Genomic DNA, 15695 nt, shown 5'->3' on the forward strand with positions numbered 1-15695 from the left:
GCTGCATCTACTCATAAAAAGTATATGAAAAGATTCATCTTATCCTTAATACTGCTGGCCATCACGCAGTTGGCGCTTCAGGAGAGCTTTGCTCAAAGTCAAAGCTTCCAGACTTTCAAAAACAAGTTTGCCGGCGAGGATGATGTGCATTGCTTTAAGGTTAGTGGGTTTATAGTTAGATCGGTGTTGGGGATGGCCGGTGAGCATGAGGCGAAAGAGGCTGTGCGGGGCATTCACAGAGTTCGTTTGGCTGTTGTGCCGCGTGATGCATTTAATGCGCAGAAGGTTTCGGTAAATGGATTCCGCCGGATACTGCACGAGGATAACTTTGATGAGATGATGAGTTTTCGGGAAAACGGTGATCACGTTACGGTTTATAGTAATTCGCCCAGGCATGACGATGAACAATGTTATCTGATGCTGGTCGAATCCGATGAAGAAGTTGTTCTCATTGAAGTGTTGGGGAATGTGAATGAAACGTATTTCAAGAACCTGGTCAAAATACAATCTCAACGAACTTAGGTCGCGACGGATTTCGTGTCGCGGCAGCTAAGAATCAAAACCACCATAGTATGAGTTTACGGCAATGTCTGTTAGTCTTGTTGTGTGTGGCCGGCGTCGGGTCTGCACCGGCAATCGGCCAGTCAAAAACAACGGAAGCGCTTCATAAGAAACACAGCGAAGCCTTGTCATTGTATTTTTACAATAATACTCTTCGGATGTTGAATCAGACCGAGGATAAAACCTTCGACGAATTGATTAAGGACATTGAAAAGATGAAATTCATCATGATCGACAAAGGGTCAAACTTTGATGCTGGTCAGTACAAGGCGCTGGTGTCCGGGTATAAATCTGAGTCATTCGAAGAAATAATGACCAGCCGATATCAGGGTAGAAACTTTGATGTCTTTCTGAAAGACGATAAAGGAAAGACTGAAGGCATGATTGTAACAGTTAGCGATTCAACCAGCCTTTACGTGCTCGACATTGTTGGCAGTGTAGCGCTTGACAAGATCACGACCTTATTCAAGACTATTGACGAGAGCACGGACATCCGCGAGAAGATAAAGAACTTTGCAGAAAAGAATTAATCTTTGTAATCGCTGATTCTATTTCGCGACTTACGGTCAAACAATCTGAGCATCTTGAATAACGTATTATCAGTTTCCGGGCTAACCAAAAACTTTGGAAAGCTGTGTGCGGTGAACAATCTGAGTTTGGAGATTGGTGCCGGACATGTGTTTGGAATGTTGGGGCCGAATGGCAGCGGAAAGACTACGACCCTCGGAATGCTGATGGGTGTGATAAATCCTACTCGGGGAAGCTTCAGCTGGTTTGGTGAACCACCCGGCCATGAGGTGCGAAAGAAGATTGGGGCAGTCCTTGAACACCCGATCTTTTATCCCTATCTAAGTGGTCAGAGAAATCTCGAACTTAATGCGACAATTAAGGAATGTTCTAAGGAAAACATATCGCGGGTTCTGGACATAGTTGAATTAACCACCCGGAAAGACGATCCTTATAAGACTTATTCATTGGGCATGAAACAACGTCTGGCTATTGCCTCGGCGTTGCTGAACGATCCGACTGTGCTGATCCTGGATGAACCAACCAATGGACTTGATCCTATGGGGATAGCTGAGATCAGGGAGTTGATCAAGAAGATCGCGGCCGGTGGAAAAACGATAATCCTGGCGAGCCATCTTCTGGATGAAGTTCAAAAAGTGTGTACTCATTTTGCAGTCTTGAGAAAGGGCAACCTGATTTATACGGGACCGGTGGATGTAGTTGGTTCTGGGTCGGAGACGGTGGAGGTTGGCGCTGACATTATCGAGTTGCATGAAATCCTGAAGGCATTTCCGGGGACCAATTCAATTAGCCGGGAGAACGGATTTTATAGAGTGACTTTGCGCGAATCCTTTCATGGGCGTGATATTAATCGATACCTCTTTGAAAACGGGATTACGGTAGATCACCTTGTTACGCGTAAGAAAACCCTAGAGCAAATGTTTTTGGAAATACTGTCCACAAAGAACTAAGGAATATGTTGCATCTGCTCAGTATCGAATTCAGGAAGATGTATAGTTACAGAACCTTTTGGGTTGTGTGTGGACTTTACTTTCTCACGATAGGTTTTTCAACGGCCACAGGCATGGAATTTCTGAAATGGCTTGCCAACACAATTGGTAAGTTTGGCTCAGAGTTGAATACTGACCGTATTCCGTTGTATCATTTTCCGGATGTTTGGTTAAACCTCGTCTGGTGGAGCGGGTTCTTTAAAGTGTTGCTGGGGATTATGGTGGTGATATCAATAACCAATGAATATTCTTACAGAACTATCAGACAGAATGTGATCGATGGTCTCAGCCGTTGGGAATTTCTATTTTCCAAGATCTTAATGAATGTGGTCCTTAGTGCTGCGAGCGTGGTGCTGATTTTTATTATTGCCGCAGTGACCGGCTTCATTTACACGCCAGAGATAAATTGGAAGTATGTATTCACTGATCTTGAGTTTTATCCAGTCTATTTCCTGGAGCTCTTGTCGTTCCTTTCTTATGCTTTGATGCTTGGAATTCTCGTTCAGCGTTCCGGGTTAACAATTATCCTGTTGCTGTTGTCTTACATGCTGGAAGCGATCATCAAGGCTAATGTAGATGACTATCTTCCTTGGCTGATTCAATTTTTCCCTATGGAGTCCATTAGTGCGCTGGTGCCCATTCCATTCTATCGGTATGCATTCCAACCGATCCAGGATTATGTTGATCCAGTGGCCATCATAATCGCAACGACGTGGATGGCGCTGTTTAACTACTTCAGCTATCTGAAATTGACTCGGTCAGATTTGTAGCGAGAATAGGCTCGAGATTGAGTGTTGCTATAAACCTTTTCGTACGGTGATTACGATTCTAGACATGACGGTTTCGACTGTTGTTCCCTCCAGTTTTCTTTAGTGGTAGTGAAAGTGTGGAATGGTAAACCCGGGTAAACCCATACGCAACCACGATTGCAGGTAACCATTTATTTGTGTCGATTTGACGGCATACCAGGTGATTTATCGCCAGTTTCGGCTTTCCGAACGAGTTAATTTTTTGTTGTTTTTCGGGTTACTTCCTACGCGTTTCTTACATGTATTGTCGTCGATTGAAACTCGCGTTGGTCGAGAGAACCACCCCACTTGAACACCAACTTTCGCTATTTGCTAGCCATACAAAACGCGAACGAGTATGAAAAGAACACTATTACTTTTGCTAAGTCTTTCAGTTTTTCTGGGAGCATGCAGTACGGAGGAGGAGAAGGCATCTCCTCAATGGGGGATCGACTTCTCAAGCGAGAGTACATCAGGTTTTGCGATGGGGTCGGTGGATCAGTACAAAGCTGAGACAAAGACCAGCTACATTGTGAAGATGGCAAACCTCCGTTCTGCGGGCGAGGACGTCTTTGCGTTGTCTTACACTTTCGAGAGTGGCGACGCATTGGAGTTACGCATTGTTAAAAAATCGCCTGGTAACGACTACTTTTTTCCAGGTAACTTAGGCGAGAATCAACTCTTGTCTGCAACTTTTAACGGTAAGCCACTTTTGTTGGTGGACAGCAAGGTTTCGATCCAACCTCGAACCGACGAGAACAAGCTGGCCACAGCAACAAAGCTTCAAACTTCAGAGGAAGTGGTGTTTGATGGCACCATTGGAAGAGTACCTCTGGTGAAGTAGTTACAATTTTGACTTCTCCTCGTAGACAGACTCTCGCAGAAATTCTTCAGCACGTTTGTTTACGAGGGGGAGTTTTTCCATGCTGGTTACTTCCAACGCCGGCACTCCGAAGTCCTCGGTCACTCTTCCCCAAACTCCATAAAATCCCCGACCGCGAAAGGGGCAACGTTTGGCAACGTCCGGAAAATGGACGGTGTCAAAAACGTCGCCATTCATGTCATTGAATGTCCCAAAGTGCATTGATTCGCCCTTCGTCGTACTAGTGTCCTTCGTTGCAACCAGATATCCGACGATGTGTACACAGGACCCAATTTTCGATGTGAGATCTCTTGCAGTTGAATCACCACGGTCCGTAGTGTTGAGTAATAAAAAAGGGTCGCAAAGTGGGAAGCCCAACAGTTCTATTTCCTCGAATGCGTCTTCCAGTTCATGTCGTTCCAACGCAGGCAATGGATAAGCTTTCGGTTCTGTATCGAACAATTTTGGCACAGCCTTTTGTTTCCGTTCACCTTTGCCAAAATAAAGCATAGCCTCCCAAAGCAAACGTTGTTTACTTTTCCCGGTAAATTGAAAAGATCCTACACGAATGAGTATTCGCACTTGTTCCAACCCAGTAGCTATGCGCTCCAAAAAATTCTCCATGTCGGTATATGCGCCAGCTCGTAGTCGTTCTGTGACAATTTTTTTGGCAAGCTGTTCTTCCAATCCTTTTAAATGGATGAAGCCGATAAAAATATTATCGCCATGGATTGTTGTCAGGCGCTCACTGTGGTTGACGCACGGAGCCAGAATTCGGGCTCCCAGCATGCGCGCTTCGTGGAAGTAAAATTCTGTTCGATAGAAGCCTCCGAAGTTGTTAATCACACCGACCATAAACTCAAGAGGATAATGAGCCTTCATATAAAGGCTTTGATAGCTTTCCACCGCATAACTTGCCGAGTGCCCCTTTGCAAAAGAATAACCAGAAAAACTCTCGATCTCATACCACACGCGATCGATGACGTTGTCGCTATATCCTTTATCACGACACGACTTAAAAAATCCTTCCCGCACGCGGAAAAATTCCTGACGCGATCGGTATTTTCCGGACATTCCCTTACGAATTACATCCGCTTCGGTAAGAGACAACCCGGCGAATTGGTTAGCGACCTTAATCACATCCTCCTGGTAAACCATTACGCCATATGTTTCTTTGAGCAGAGTATCCATGGTCGGATGAATACACGTATAGCCCTCACCACGTTTCACGGCATGAAACCGCTCGATATAGGCGCGCATCATGCCGGAACGGGCCACCCCGGGACGAATGATCGAGCTTGCTGCAACCAGTGTGATGTAGTCGTCGCATCTTAACTTGGCAAGCAGCATTCGCATTGCCGGCGACTCAACATAAAAGCATCCCATGGCTCGGCTTTCACGCAAAATTGCCTTTACACCATCGTCGTCTTTGAAGTCGCTGAACCGGTCCAGATCCACATCGATACCGCGATTGCGTTTAACGTGTAAAACGGATTCTTTCAAATGTCCCAAGCCTCGTTGGCTCAAGATGTCAAATTTAAAAATGCCCATGTCCTCCGCATTATGCATTTCAAATTGTGATACCGGATAGCCCTTCGGTGGCAGGTCCAGGGCAGTATATGCAAAGATTGGTTTATCCGTTATCAGCACGCCGCCTGCGTGGATAGAAATGTTCGAAGGGAGGTCTTTGATTCGTTCGGCATATTGCATAATGAGCCCTGTTATATCGTCGCGTTCACCACGCATCGACGGGTTTTCAACCAGGTCTTCAATTTCTTCTTTTGGAAGGCCAAATACTTTTCCGAGCTCGCGTATCATCGAACGACGTTGGTATGTCACGTGAGTCGCGAGCAGGCAGACATGGTCCTTAGGGTAGCGATTAAAAATGTACTCGTAAATCGCGTCTCGGTTATCCCATGAAAAATCAATGTCAAAATCAGGCGGCGACGAACGCTCATCGTTGAGGAACCGCTCAAAATAGAGATCGAGCTCAATAGGATCCACGTTTGTTATCCCTAGGCAATAGGCAACTACGCTGTTAGCACCGCTTCCCCGACCCACAAATGGAAATCCCCGTTGCGTGGCAAAAGTTACGAGGTCATGTGCAACCAGGTAGTATGCGCAAAAGCCTTTGGATTGGATCACGCGAAGTTCACGTTCAATTCGATCGTCCAGTTCTTTTGTTCTTGCAGGATACCTGCGCTCGAATCCTTTCCAGGTTAGTTGCTTCAGCATCGTCCAATCGTCGCCCGCGGATTTACCGAAGCATTTAAGGTTCTTGTCGGTGCGCAGATCGAAATGAATTGATGACTCTGCTACGATGCGCTCTGCATTTACAATGAGGTCTGGGAATTGCGCAAATTTTTTCTTTAATGAGTTTATAGGAATCATGATCTCATCCGGGCGGGCGTGTTCATCTGATTGCAGCTTGCTCAGAAGAGTGTTGTGGTGAATGGCGCGTAATAGTCGATGCGTGTTAAAGTCTCTCTTGCCAGCAAACGTAACAGGTTGCCAGGCAACAAATTTATTAGGACTGTCTCGGTATGGCTCATGAAACATGAGTGGCCCCAGTTCATGAGATTGCACACCAATGAATTCGTTAATTCTAAGTTGTTCAGGTGAAACTTTTCGGAATGGGTAAACAACGAACGAATCCTCAATCTCAGGTGCCCGCATGGGCAGCGCACGATCGTTGAGATTATGGAACGACAAAAACCGGTTTATCTTTTCGAAACCCTTGTTATTCCGGGCAATTAATATGTAAAGGAGCTCATTGCCTTTTCTGATTTCAATGCCAACTGTTATCTGAAGGTCGTAGCCCTCGTCACCAAACCGGTTCAATGAACCCTTCACTGGACGTTGCTCATTACAATAGCGGATCATTTCGATGTAGGCAGCGGTGTTGTTAATGTCCGTCAGGATGAGTTTGCGAACACCACAACGCCGTGCCTCTTCGAACAGGTCTTTCACCTGCATCGTACCATATTTAAAGCTATATGCTGAGTGTGTATTCAGGTACATGGTGCGATCATTACCTTTTCCTTTCCCCGGATGACAGATGCACTTCGCCGAGTTAATTTTAACGTAGGATACTCGCCTGTAGATTGCTCAATATATCCCTGGGCAATCAGATCATTTAGGATTGCATGCCAGGTGTCGCGCGAAATTCCGGCGCCTATGCCATACGTTGTTAAGGTCCGATGCTGTGCTTTTATCTTACCTGCCCTGGAGCCGCGCAGGAAATCAACCACATAACCGGATCCAAAACGTTGACGCAGACCCGCAATTGCCGTCAGGGCTTTCTGAGCAAGTTCCGTTCCTTCTGAGCGCTCTGGGTTTGACAAACAGACGTCACAGTTCCCACAATGCTCGGGTGCCTCCTCACCGAAATAGTTGAGAATATACTTTCGGCGGCAGGTGTGAAGCGCTCCATACGTTGCCATTTGTTGAAGTTTCGTGATGAACACCTCTGATACCCTTGCGTTTCCTTCGATCTCTACGAGCTTCCTCAATTTTACAACATCCGCAAAACTGAACAGAAGAAGTGCTTCGCTAGGAAGCCCATCACGACCTGCTCTTCCTGTTTCCTGATAATAGCTTTCAATATTTTTTGGAAGGTCCATGTGGATAACAAAACGCACGTTGGGTTTGTCTATCCCCATCCCAAACGCGACCGTTGCAACGATAATGCGAACCTCATCATTTAGAAACTTTTCCTGATTTCGCGATCGCATGGCCCGGTCCATCCCTGCGTGATAGGGAAGTGCATGAAATCCATTTTCTCTCAGGTGCGTAGCCAGCGCTTCCGTAGCGACGCGCGACAGACAGTATATAATACCTGAATCCTCGTTATGCCGCCGTAAGAACTCAACTACGCGCGAATAGCTGTTCTTTTTCGGTTCGATCAGATACCGAATATTGGTGCGATTAAAACTTGAGATAAAAACTTCGGGATTACGAAGTGCTAAACGTTCAATGATATCCCTTTGCGTAATTTCATCAGCAGTAGCCGTCAGCGCAATTACCGGGACATCGGGTAACATTGCTTTCAGGTCGGAAAGCATCCGATATTCTGGCCGGAAATCGTGGCCCCATTGCGATATGCAGTGCGCCTCATCAATTGCGATCAGGCTAACGTTCAAATTGTTGAGCCGCTTTAAATAAATACTCTCGGGTGCCAGATAAAGGAGCTTCAGCGATTGAAGCTGCACGCGCTGCAGTATACGCTCCTGCTCATATCGCGGCTGCGAAGAATTCAGGTATGCCGCCTGAATGCCATTTGATATTAAGCTATCGACCTGATCTTTCATAAGAGCGATTAACGGAGAAATAACAACAGTGAGTCCGCCGAATATTAGTGCAGGGACCTGGTAGCAAAGTGACTTTCCACCAGCCGTTGGCATCAACACCAGGGCGTCGCGCTTATCGAGAATGGCGTTAATAATACGTTCCTGTTCAAATTTGAAGGATGTGTGTCCAAATTTTTCTTGTAAGATTTGTAATGGTGACATGGGTACAACGGTTAAAAGTGATTGACATGAGACAACGTTCTTGATATGAAATGGAATAGGTGCAGAGCCTTGGCACTACTTACACCTGTTGTGATTGCTCAATTGTGAGCGTGTAGAACAAAGAATACTACTTCTCGTCGCGTTAGTTATTCCCGAAAGGAATTTCTTTGAAAAGCGTCCACTGTTTTCCTGTCCTTGCATAAACAGCGATGTGATCGCACGTGAAATGCTGACTGTATGTGAAGTCTTTCAGATATGGCCATGCTTTAAGTAAATCTGAGGGAGTGAGATGTGATGCAATACTGATGTATGGAACATATCGATCGTTTTTTCTAACCAGTTTTTCAAAGATCTCCCGAACAGGATATTTGTTTAAAACGTTCATGGCGATCATTCGGGTCGATCCAGTGTACAGTATCGTGAGATCTTTCAAGAAGATGTTGAATGCGTCGAACCGGGTAGCCGCATCTGCGACATGCTGTGTGATGTCGTCGAAGTATGCACACTCATTAAACTTAAAGAGGCCAACATGCGCCTTGGTGTACATGTCGTCAAAGGGGCGACCAATAAGGAAGTGTACATCATCTTTTAAAACCCCAACGTCACTCTTTATGTGACCAGGGGGCGAGATCACAAATGCGAGCTCTTCAACTGACAGGTTAATTTTAAGAGATTCCATAGTCATTCTAATTAAGTTTATCGTAGGTTACCTTTAAACATGTTCATCTCCATTCGGATTCGCCGACTTACTCCGAGCGTAGTTGCGCGAACAACTTTTTCCGTACCATGGCGATGTTTAATCTTATCGATCGCTTCATAAAGTTGAATCGATTCCGTTGTGTCGTCGAACAGATTGATTTGGTGGTTCCCATGCACGAGACCACTTAACCGCACGCCAACAAGTCTGATCAGCATCCGCCGGCTATATAGTTTTCTAAAAAGGTCTGATACGGCGCGGAGCAGTATATGATCGGAAGACGTGTAGGGGATGTGCACCTGCTTTGTCTCGGTGTCAAAATTCGAATAGCGGATCTTTACCGTTACACACGACGTAAGCTTGTGTTGAGAGCGGAGCTGGAAGGCGATCTTTTCTACCATCGCCACCATTATAGCATTGAGCTTTTTTACGTCTGTTGTATCCGCGTCAAAGGTGCATTCAGTTGAAATGGATTTTTGTTCGGAATACTGTACCACCGGCGATTCGTCGATCCCATGCGCTTTATTCCACAGGCTGACTCCATTCTTACCAAATGCACTCGTAAGAAAATGCAGTGGCATTTCACGCAACGTCTCCACGCGGCGCACGCCCATATCATAAAGAAAGGTCGCGGTCTGTTTGCCGATCATGGGTATCTTTTCTACCGACAATGGTCCTAGAAAGTCGCGCTCCGATCCGGCGGGTATCTGCTCTTCAGCATCCGGCTTAAATTCACCCGTTGCAACCTTAGACACCAACTTGTTAACAGACATTCCAAGAGAGATCGGAAGTCCGGATGCTTTTATGATTTTGCGTCGTAGTTCGACGGCCCATTTAAATGCCCCAAAGAACCGGTCCATTCCACTTGCGTCGATATAGAACTCATCAATAGAGGCTTTTTCAAAGACCGGTGCCGATTCAGCAATCAGTTCAGTGATTTCATGGGAACATTTGCTGTACGATTCAACATCGCCTGAAATAACTTTTGCATCGGGGCAAAGTTGCAACGCCAGGTACATGGGCATCGCCGAATGCACGCCGAACTTTCGGGTTTCATAACTGCAGGCCGCTACAACGCCACGACGACTTGAACCACCAATAATCAGTGGAAGTCCAATAAGCTTCGGGTTGTTACGACGCTCAACAGCGACAAAAAACGCATCGAGGTCCATATGAATGATGTTCCGATCCACACCACCAAGTAAACTAAAATAATTAGTATTTCAATTTGACATTGAATCTATTTTTTTTAGTTTTACATCGTTGTTTTTGCCATAGCAACACTTTCCACCTTTCCCGTTTTACTAGGGAAGGGTGGTACTAGTGTTGGACGTTGTTGAAATGAGAATGATAATGGCTGTCTGGGTGAAAATGTGATGCATGCCTATTTAGAACTCGTTCCAGTTTGTTTGAGTGACGATGTTTATTTAAAGGCTATGAAATAAAATGTATTGTTGAGAATGCAGATCTTCTTAAGGGGTCGTGTACGCAACGATTGGGGAGTATGATCACAGCCTGTTTTACGTGGAAAGAATGTGTTGACTTAATTTTCTATCCTGAAAAAGCATTGCAAAAGAAACACGCGGGAATTCTTTATATATAATAGACCGAAAATTGCAGATCCTGCAATGGTGAGCCAGACCTCGCCGGGGCGGATGATATTTTCAATTCAATGAAGCAATCTAACCACTGACTAGTAAACCTTATCTTTACGCTATGGCAATGATCAACAAGAATTTGAAGTTTTTGCGGGGGCAGCAAGGGCTTACCCAAAAGCAGCTCGCAGAAAAACTCGGTCTGAAACAGGCGGCTATAGGCGCATATGAAGAGGAGCGGGCCACGCCTCCGTTGGCATCTCTGCTCGACCTGTCGAAGATTTTTAATGTGAATCTGGACGACCTCGTAAGACAGGACTTAAGTAAGTCGCCGGAAAAGGAAAGGAAGCGTATTGCTGTCAGTCGGGGCCGCGAAGTATTGGCAATTACTGTCGACAGTCAGAATCGGGAGAATGTTGAGCTCGTCACACAAAAGGCTTCTGCAGGCTACATGTCGGGCTATCAGGACGTGGAATTTGTTAAAGAGCTTCCAAAAATTAGTCTCCCTGTATTACCTCGCAACAGGACGTATCGCGCATTTGAGATTCAGGGAGATTCTATGATACCCATCCAGCCAGGTAGCATCATATTTGGAGAATACCTTGAGTCAATCGACGGAATAAAGAACGGAAAGCTTTATATCATCATGACGCGTCAGGACGGGATTGTATTCAAGCGGGTATTCAATCTTTCGGAGGATAAGAGCAAGTTATTGCTTGTGTCGGACAATCGACAATACGCACCCTATACCGTCGATGCGAGTGATGTGCTGGAGATATGGACAGCCAAGGCCTTCTTTACAAATCAGTTTCCCGATGCTCAGATTGCACCATCGCCGGTAACGGATAATATGGCTCATACCATTGTGCAGTTACAGGAGGAGCTCAGCAGGTTAAGACGGAAATGATCTGCCGGTGGTGTTGATGAATCAACAATTCGAAAAGTAAACCCGTGATTTGATTTTAGTGAAGAATCACGATGGCCTCAAACATTAAAAGTCGAATTCAAAGTTCGGGTTTTGCCAGCCCATTGGAATATCAGCCTCATAAGTTTTCTCGGGTGTCCGGATCCTCATCTCCAGACGGCCCTCAATTCGAAAGCCCAGTGATTGATAAAGGTTGATAGCCCGAAGGTTGCCCTCGCGCGTTATCAATTCAACCTTACCGATATCAGTTCTGTTTCTTGCAATCTCTTCCAGGAAAATGGTGAGAATTGTGCGGCCGATCTTTTTACCCTGATGATGTGGATGAACAGCCAGCGTCACATCACCGAGGACGTGCCCAAACACATGAAGTCCCGATTTATATCCATGAACTTCGGCAATGAGCTCATCCGGGTTTTCCGGATGTTCGCCAACAATGATTAAGCCGGTCGACAGGCTTTGCAGAACGAAGTTCTTTACATAGTCTTCAGATACCTCGCGTTCAAGCCTGGCGATTCCGCCTTCAACCCGGGCGACAGCTTTGTAAAGGTTAACGATCCCCGGCAGATCATTTAGGTCTGCAATCCGATAGCGCATAAGAAATTGTTGATTCGCAATATCACGCAATTTAATGAGGTAGCAAGTAGGCGAGGCTCCTACGACATTGCCAGGAGAATATCAACCAGCAAGCGATCGCCGCGCGATTTCAGTAATTCCTTTGTTTAGTATCGAAAGGTTGTTACTTTTGTCGCCCTTGGCCCAACGGCCCTATTTAATGCCCAGGTGGTGAAATTGGTAGACACGCTACTTTGAGGGGGTAGTGCCTTTACCGGTGTGCTGGTTCGAGTCCAGTCCTGGGCACGTGAAACCGAAAGGTTCAGAGTTTTAGGCTCGGAAATTCTTTTCCGGGCCTACTTTATTTACAGCGGTTCTGATCAGGGCAAGCTTTAGATTTGCCGCTGGCTTGGGAGCTTCAGCAGGGCTCTCCGTATTCGTTTGACTGCCTGTGTCCTGCCACTTTTTCTATTTTCTTTACAAGACAACAAATCAGCATTCCCAATGAGTTTGTTTCTCAAAATTTTCTAGATTTGCCGCCCGACGGGACCTTCTAAGCGGATTTTAAACCGCATAATTCACAAGAGATTCTGGAAGAGAGTCACTTGGCCCTGATGTCGGAAAATGATGAAGGTCTCAAATTGTTTTTGCCGAAGTGGTGAAATTGGTAGACACGCACGTTTCAGGGGCGTGTGGCGCAAGCTGTGCGGGTTCGAGTCCCGCCTTCGGCACGATAACGTATGGGACGTATGGTCTTGCGAAGGGCGCAGCATCATAAGTCCGTACGTTATTTTTGCAAGTTCCACCTATACCCGGCAAATTATCTTCACCTGAAGCCTGGCTTGCTCAAAATTATAAATAAAGGTTTCGTTGGCCGCTACTGGACCTTTGCGCGGCGCTGTCTGCTGCGCACCAACCGCTTTAGCATTCTTTCTTCCCGAATGAGCGAGTTAAGATTCAACTGCGCTACTGAGAAGTGCTGTAGGTAGCTGTTGGGTAGCGGAGCGAGGTTAATCCTATTTTCCATAAGCATCCTGTTACCTAATTGACACCCTTAGAGACGAATACCCCTACTCTTTATTGTAGAAATTTCTACTCGACCGGGTGCTGAATGGTATTTTAACGATGATGAGGCCCGGTAGGTTCATTGACGAGCGGCATTTTGATGCCTTTGATCGTTATCTCAAACGTTCTCGGAAGAGGGAAGGCGAAAAAAGATTGTTTGGTGGAGCGGAATAAAACTTTTTAAAATGACCCGGCAACCGGCACGAGGGCGCTCCGACTCAAAAGAAATGACATTGGCTAATTCCCAAACTGAGAACGGGCCAATGTCATTTACGTTTCCAAATAATCCCAAAGAAGGGCATAAGCCCTGTTCTTAGAGGTTAGGTTGTGGCGTGGTGCGCAGGTATGGCTTAATCCGATTGTGTCCCTTAGGGAATTTTGCTGCAACATCTTCATCCTTCACCGCTGCTGTTATGATTACGTCTTCACCGTGCTTCCAGTTCGCAGGGGTTGCCACGCTGTAACCAGCAGTTAATTGAAGACTGTCAATAACCCGGAGTATCTCATCGAAGTTACGACCCGTAGCAGCGGGATAGGTAATCGTAAGTTTTACCTTTTTATCAGGACCAATCACAAACACGGAACGAACCGTGAATTTGTCCGTGACAGCCGGGTGAACCATGTCATATAGGTTTGCAATCTTGAATTCAGGATCGGCTATCAATGGATAGTTCACAACGGTATTTTGAGTCTCATTGATGTCACCAATCCACTTCCGATGAGAATCGAGCGGATCTGCACTTAGTGCCAGCACTTTAACATTTCGTTTGTCGAATTCACCTCTCAGTTTAGCAACAGCCCCCAGCTCAGTTGTACACACAGGTGTAAAATCAGCAGGATGTGAAAACAGGACGCCCCAGGAGTTGCCCAGCCATTCGTGAAACTTGATTGTGCCCTCTGTTGTCTCGGCAGTAAAATCAGGTGCTACATCGCCTAATCGAAGTGACATATTTATAGATTTTATGGTTGAATAATGAATGTTAAACTAGCAATCGAACTATTTAGTGCCCGGAAGTTAGGCAATTTCTTTATTGCCTATCGGTAAAATAGTTATTAGCAGCTGGAACTAGGAATCTTTCTTTCTGACAGCGGGTGCCTTTTGCGCCTTCAGTTTAAGGCGCCCCTCGTTTTTGACGAGCTTTTCCAGGGTATCCGCCTTCAGCATTTCGACCGTGGCATTTCTTACTTCCAAAAAGGCATGACGTACCGCACATGTTACTTCATCTAAACACTCTTCACATGGCTCGTAAAACTTATGAGTCGCACAGGGAACCGCAGCAATTGCACCATCAAATAATCGTACTACCTCTGCAAGGTTAACTTCTGAGGGTTTTCTTCGTAACGTGTAACCGCCGCCCTTGCCGGCCTTACTCCCAAGAATACCCGCGCGTTTAAGATCGAGTAATATCGTTTCAAGGAACTTCTTTGGAATATTACAGATTTCAGAAATGTCTTTAATGAGAAACTTTTCGTCGGGTGTCTTGGCCATGTGCACTAACGCATGGATTGCATACTTGCATTTTTTCGATAGCATGGCCGTCAATTTAATGCCATTTCGCGATTTTTTGAGGGCATGATTTGTATAAGATTAAGGGAAGTGGCTAGTTTGCGATATACCTCCACTAATCAGGCGCGAATAAAGAAGACAAAATTAAGCCGAGATAGCTCAGGGGTAGAGCAGCTGTTTCGTAAACAGCAGGTCGTGGGTTCAAATCCCATTCTCGGCTCTTTAATATTTCCGCCTGGCATCCTCATAATTCTTTTTGCCAAGTCGACTCAGTTGACGAATCGATGTACTACAGTTCTGTTGTCATGGTTTTGAAATACGTTTTCGACGTGTCAATTGAAACTGTTTTGGAATGTCACTGGAGCTTGCAGCCGAACATGAGTTCAAATACCATTGGTCTGGTTTATGTTGCGGCTTTTGTGCTGCGGGATTCTACGTGATTAATGAATAGCTACTCGTAGACCTTCAGCTTAGCTAACACTGCATCCATCGTTTCTTTCGCGCCACTCCATTGTTCTATGTGACGGGTGATCATCTCGATCATTTCGCGTACTACTTCTTTTCTGTAGCCGAACTTAAGGGCAAATATTTCACACAAGCGCATCTCCTCGCTGTGCACATTCTTGTCGACCGACATCATATGAACAAGATCATAAAGCTGATAAAATTTGTCGCGATTGCTGGTTGGTATAACAAAGCGCGGAAGTGATGGATTATCCTGAATCTCTTTTAGCTGTTCTGCTGTGATATTGTTCCTGACAGCAGCATGTTCAAGGAGACGTTGTTCTTCAGATCCGAGATTGCCATCAGCTGCAGCGATCTCAATCAGGTTCCGCATATGACTTCTTGCAGATGCTTTCCCCGATTTGAACTGGCCAATTATGTCTGCAACATTCATAATTTGTCGTTGAGTAGTGTTTGCAATGCGCCTGCATTTAATTGAGTAATACTACTCCTAATTGACAGCAATATCAATGCTTGATCACCAATGTTGGTATTTCCGGGCGCCAAAATGCAATTGATGACGCCCGGAGATAAATGCTTCGGGATGATTTGTGATAACAATACTCCGCTATCAAACTCAATGCATATTGATTAATTTAAAAATTATTGAT

14 protein-coding genes and 3 tRNA genes are annotated in these 15695 nt (G+C 45.6%); 9 read left to right on the plus strand and 8 right to left on the minus strand.

All coding sequences use genetic code 11. The features are described from left to right. Nucleotides 1-24: 24 nt before the first annotated feature. The 5 genes from WBG78_RS24605 (at nucleotide 25) to WBG78_RS24625 (ending at nucleotide 3710) form a co-directional block, all read left to right on the plus strand. Nucleotides 25-522, plus strand: coding sequence for a DUF4252 domain-containing protein (locus WBG78_RS24605; protein ID WP_337329171.1), 498 nt, complete (start codon nucleotides 25-27; stop codon nucleotides 520-522). A 50-nt stretch (nucleotides 523-572) separates the two neighbouring features. Further along, nucleotides 573-1091 (plus strand): DUF4252 domain-containing protein, encoded by a 519-nt coding sequence (locus WBG78_RS24610; protein WP_337329172.1) that lies wholly within the window; start codon nucleotides 573-575, stop codon nucleotides 1089-1091. Between the two features lie 54 nt (nucleotides 1092-1145). Continuing rightward, nucleotides 1146-2039 (plus strand): ABC transporter ATP-binding protein, encoded by an 894-nt coding sequence (locus tag WBG78_RS24615; RefSeq protein ID WP_337329173.1) that lies wholly within the window; start codon nucleotides 1146-1148, stop codon nucleotides 2037-2039. A 5-nt stretch (nucleotides 2040-2044) separates the two neighbouring features. Beyond that, nucleotides 2045-2848: an ABC transporter permease gene (locus WBG78_RS24620; RefSeq protein WP_337329174.1), complete on the plus strand. Its 804-nt coding sequence runs from the start codon at nucleotides 2045-2047 to the stop codon at nucleotides 2846-2848. 376 nt (nucleotides 2849-3224) lie between these two features. Beyond that, on the plus strand, nucleotides 3225-3710 hold the full coding sequence (locus WBG78_RS24625; RefSeq protein WP_337329175.1) for a hypothetical protein: 486 nt from the start codon (nucleotides 3225-3227) through the stop codon (nucleotides 3708-3710). Here WBG78_RS24625 and WBG78_RS24630 read toward each other — a convergent pair whose 3' ends face one another. The 4 genes from WBG78_RS24630 to dinB form a co-directional block, all read right to left on the minus strand. Then, nucleotides 3711-6749 carry a DNA polymerase III subunit alpha gene (locus WBG78_RS24630; protein ID WP_337329176.1) on the minus strand — a complete coding sequence of 1013 codons (3039 nt, stop codon included), beginning with the start codon at nucleotides 6747-6749 and terminating at the stop codon, nucleotides 3711-3713. Next, a complete protein-coding gene (gene recQ / locus WBG78_RS24635) occupies nucleotides 6740-8239 on the minus strand; it encodes a DNA helicase RecQ (protein WP_337329177.1) in 1500 nt (499 codons plus the stop codon). The genes WBG78_RS24630 and recQ overlap by 10 nt, the downstream gene beginning before the upstream one ends. 142 nt (nucleotides 8240-8381) lie before the next feature. Beyond that, the gene (locus tag WBG78_RS24640; RefSeq protein WP_337329178.1) at nucleotides 8382-8918 is read right to left on the minus strand and encodes a 2'-5' RNA ligase family protein; all 537 of its coding nucleotides are present in this window, start codon (nucleotides 8916-8918) and stop codon (nucleotides 8382-8384) included. A gap of 17 nt (nucleotides 8919-8935) precedes the next feature. Beyond that, nucleotides 8936-10129 carry a DNA polymerase IV gene (gene dinB, locus WBG78_RS24645; protein ID WP_337329179.1) on the minus strand — a complete coding sequence of 398 codons (1194 nt, stop codon included), beginning with the start codon at nucleotides 10127-10129 and terminating at the stop codon, nucleotides 8936-8938. Between the two features lie 523 nt (nucleotides 10130-10652). Here dinB and WBG78_RS24650 point away from each other — a divergent pair. Further along, nucleotides 10653-11438 carry an XRE family transcriptional regulator gene (locus WBG78_RS24650; RefSeq protein WP_337329180.1) on the plus strand — a complete coding sequence of 262 codons (786 nt, stop codon included), beginning with the start codon at nucleotides 10653-10655 and terminating at the stop codon, nucleotides 11436-11438. A gap of 84 nt (nucleotides 11439-11522) precedes the next feature. On the opposite strand, the gene WBG78_RS24655 is transcribed toward WBG78_RS24650, so the two are convergent. Then, the gene (locus tag WBG78_RS24655) at nucleotides 11523-12050 is read right to left on the minus strand and encodes a GNAT family N-acetyltransferase (protein ID WP_337329181.1); all 528 of its coding nucleotides are present in this window, start codon (nucleotides 12048-12050) and stop codon (nucleotides 11523-11525) included. A gap of 180 nt (nucleotides 12051-12230) precedes the next feature. Between WBG78_RS24655 and WBG78_RS24660 the strand changes: the two genes are divergently transcribed. Both WBG78_RS24660 and WBG78_RS24665 read left to right on the plus strand, forming a co-directional pair. Then, nucleotides 12231-12314 (plus strand) — tRNA-Leu (locus WBG78_RS24660). A 343-nt stretch (nucleotides 12315-12657) separates the two neighbouring features. Next, nucleotides 12658-12739 (plus strand) — tRNA-Leu (locus WBG78_RS24665). 647 nt (nucleotides 12740-13386) lie between these two features. Here WBG78_RS24665 and WBG78_RS24670 read toward each other — a convergent pair. Together WBG78_RS24670 and WBG78_RS24675 are read right to left on the minus strand one after the other, a co-directional pair. Beyond that, nucleotides 13387-14022 (minus strand): peroxiredoxin, encoded by a 636-nt coding sequence (locus tag WBG78_RS24670; protein WP_337329182.1) that lies wholly within the window; start codon nucleotides 14020-14022, stop codon nucleotides 13387-13389. 117 nt (nucleotides 14023-14139) lie between these two features. After that, nucleotides 14140-14607 carry an RrF2 family transcriptional regulator gene (locus WBG78_RS24675; protein WP_337329183.1) on the minus strand — a complete coding sequence of 156 codons (468 nt, stop codon included), beginning with the start codon at nucleotides 14605-14607 and terminating at the stop codon, nucleotides 14140-14142. Between the two features lie 121 nt (nucleotides 14608-14728). Here WBG78_RS24675 and WBG78_RS24680 point away from each other — a divergent pair. Continuing rightward, nucleotides 14729-14800, plus strand: a tRNA-Thr gene (locus WBG78_RS24680). A gap of 231 nt (nucleotides 14801-15031) precedes the next feature. On the opposite strand, the gene WBG78_RS24685 is transcribed toward WBG78_RS24680, so the two are convergent. Beyond that, nucleotides 15032-15478: a hypothetical protein gene (locus WBG78_RS24685; RefSeq protein WP_337329184.1), complete on the minus strand. Its 447-nt coding sequence runs from the start codon at nucleotides 15476-15478 to the stop codon at nucleotides 15032-15034. Nucleotides 15479-15695: the final 217 nt, after the last annotated feature.

This window comes from Chryseolinea sp. T2, from assembly GCF_037203685.1.
GTDB lineage: Bacteria > Bacteroidota > Bacteroidia > Cytophagales > Cyclobacteriaceae > Chryseolinea.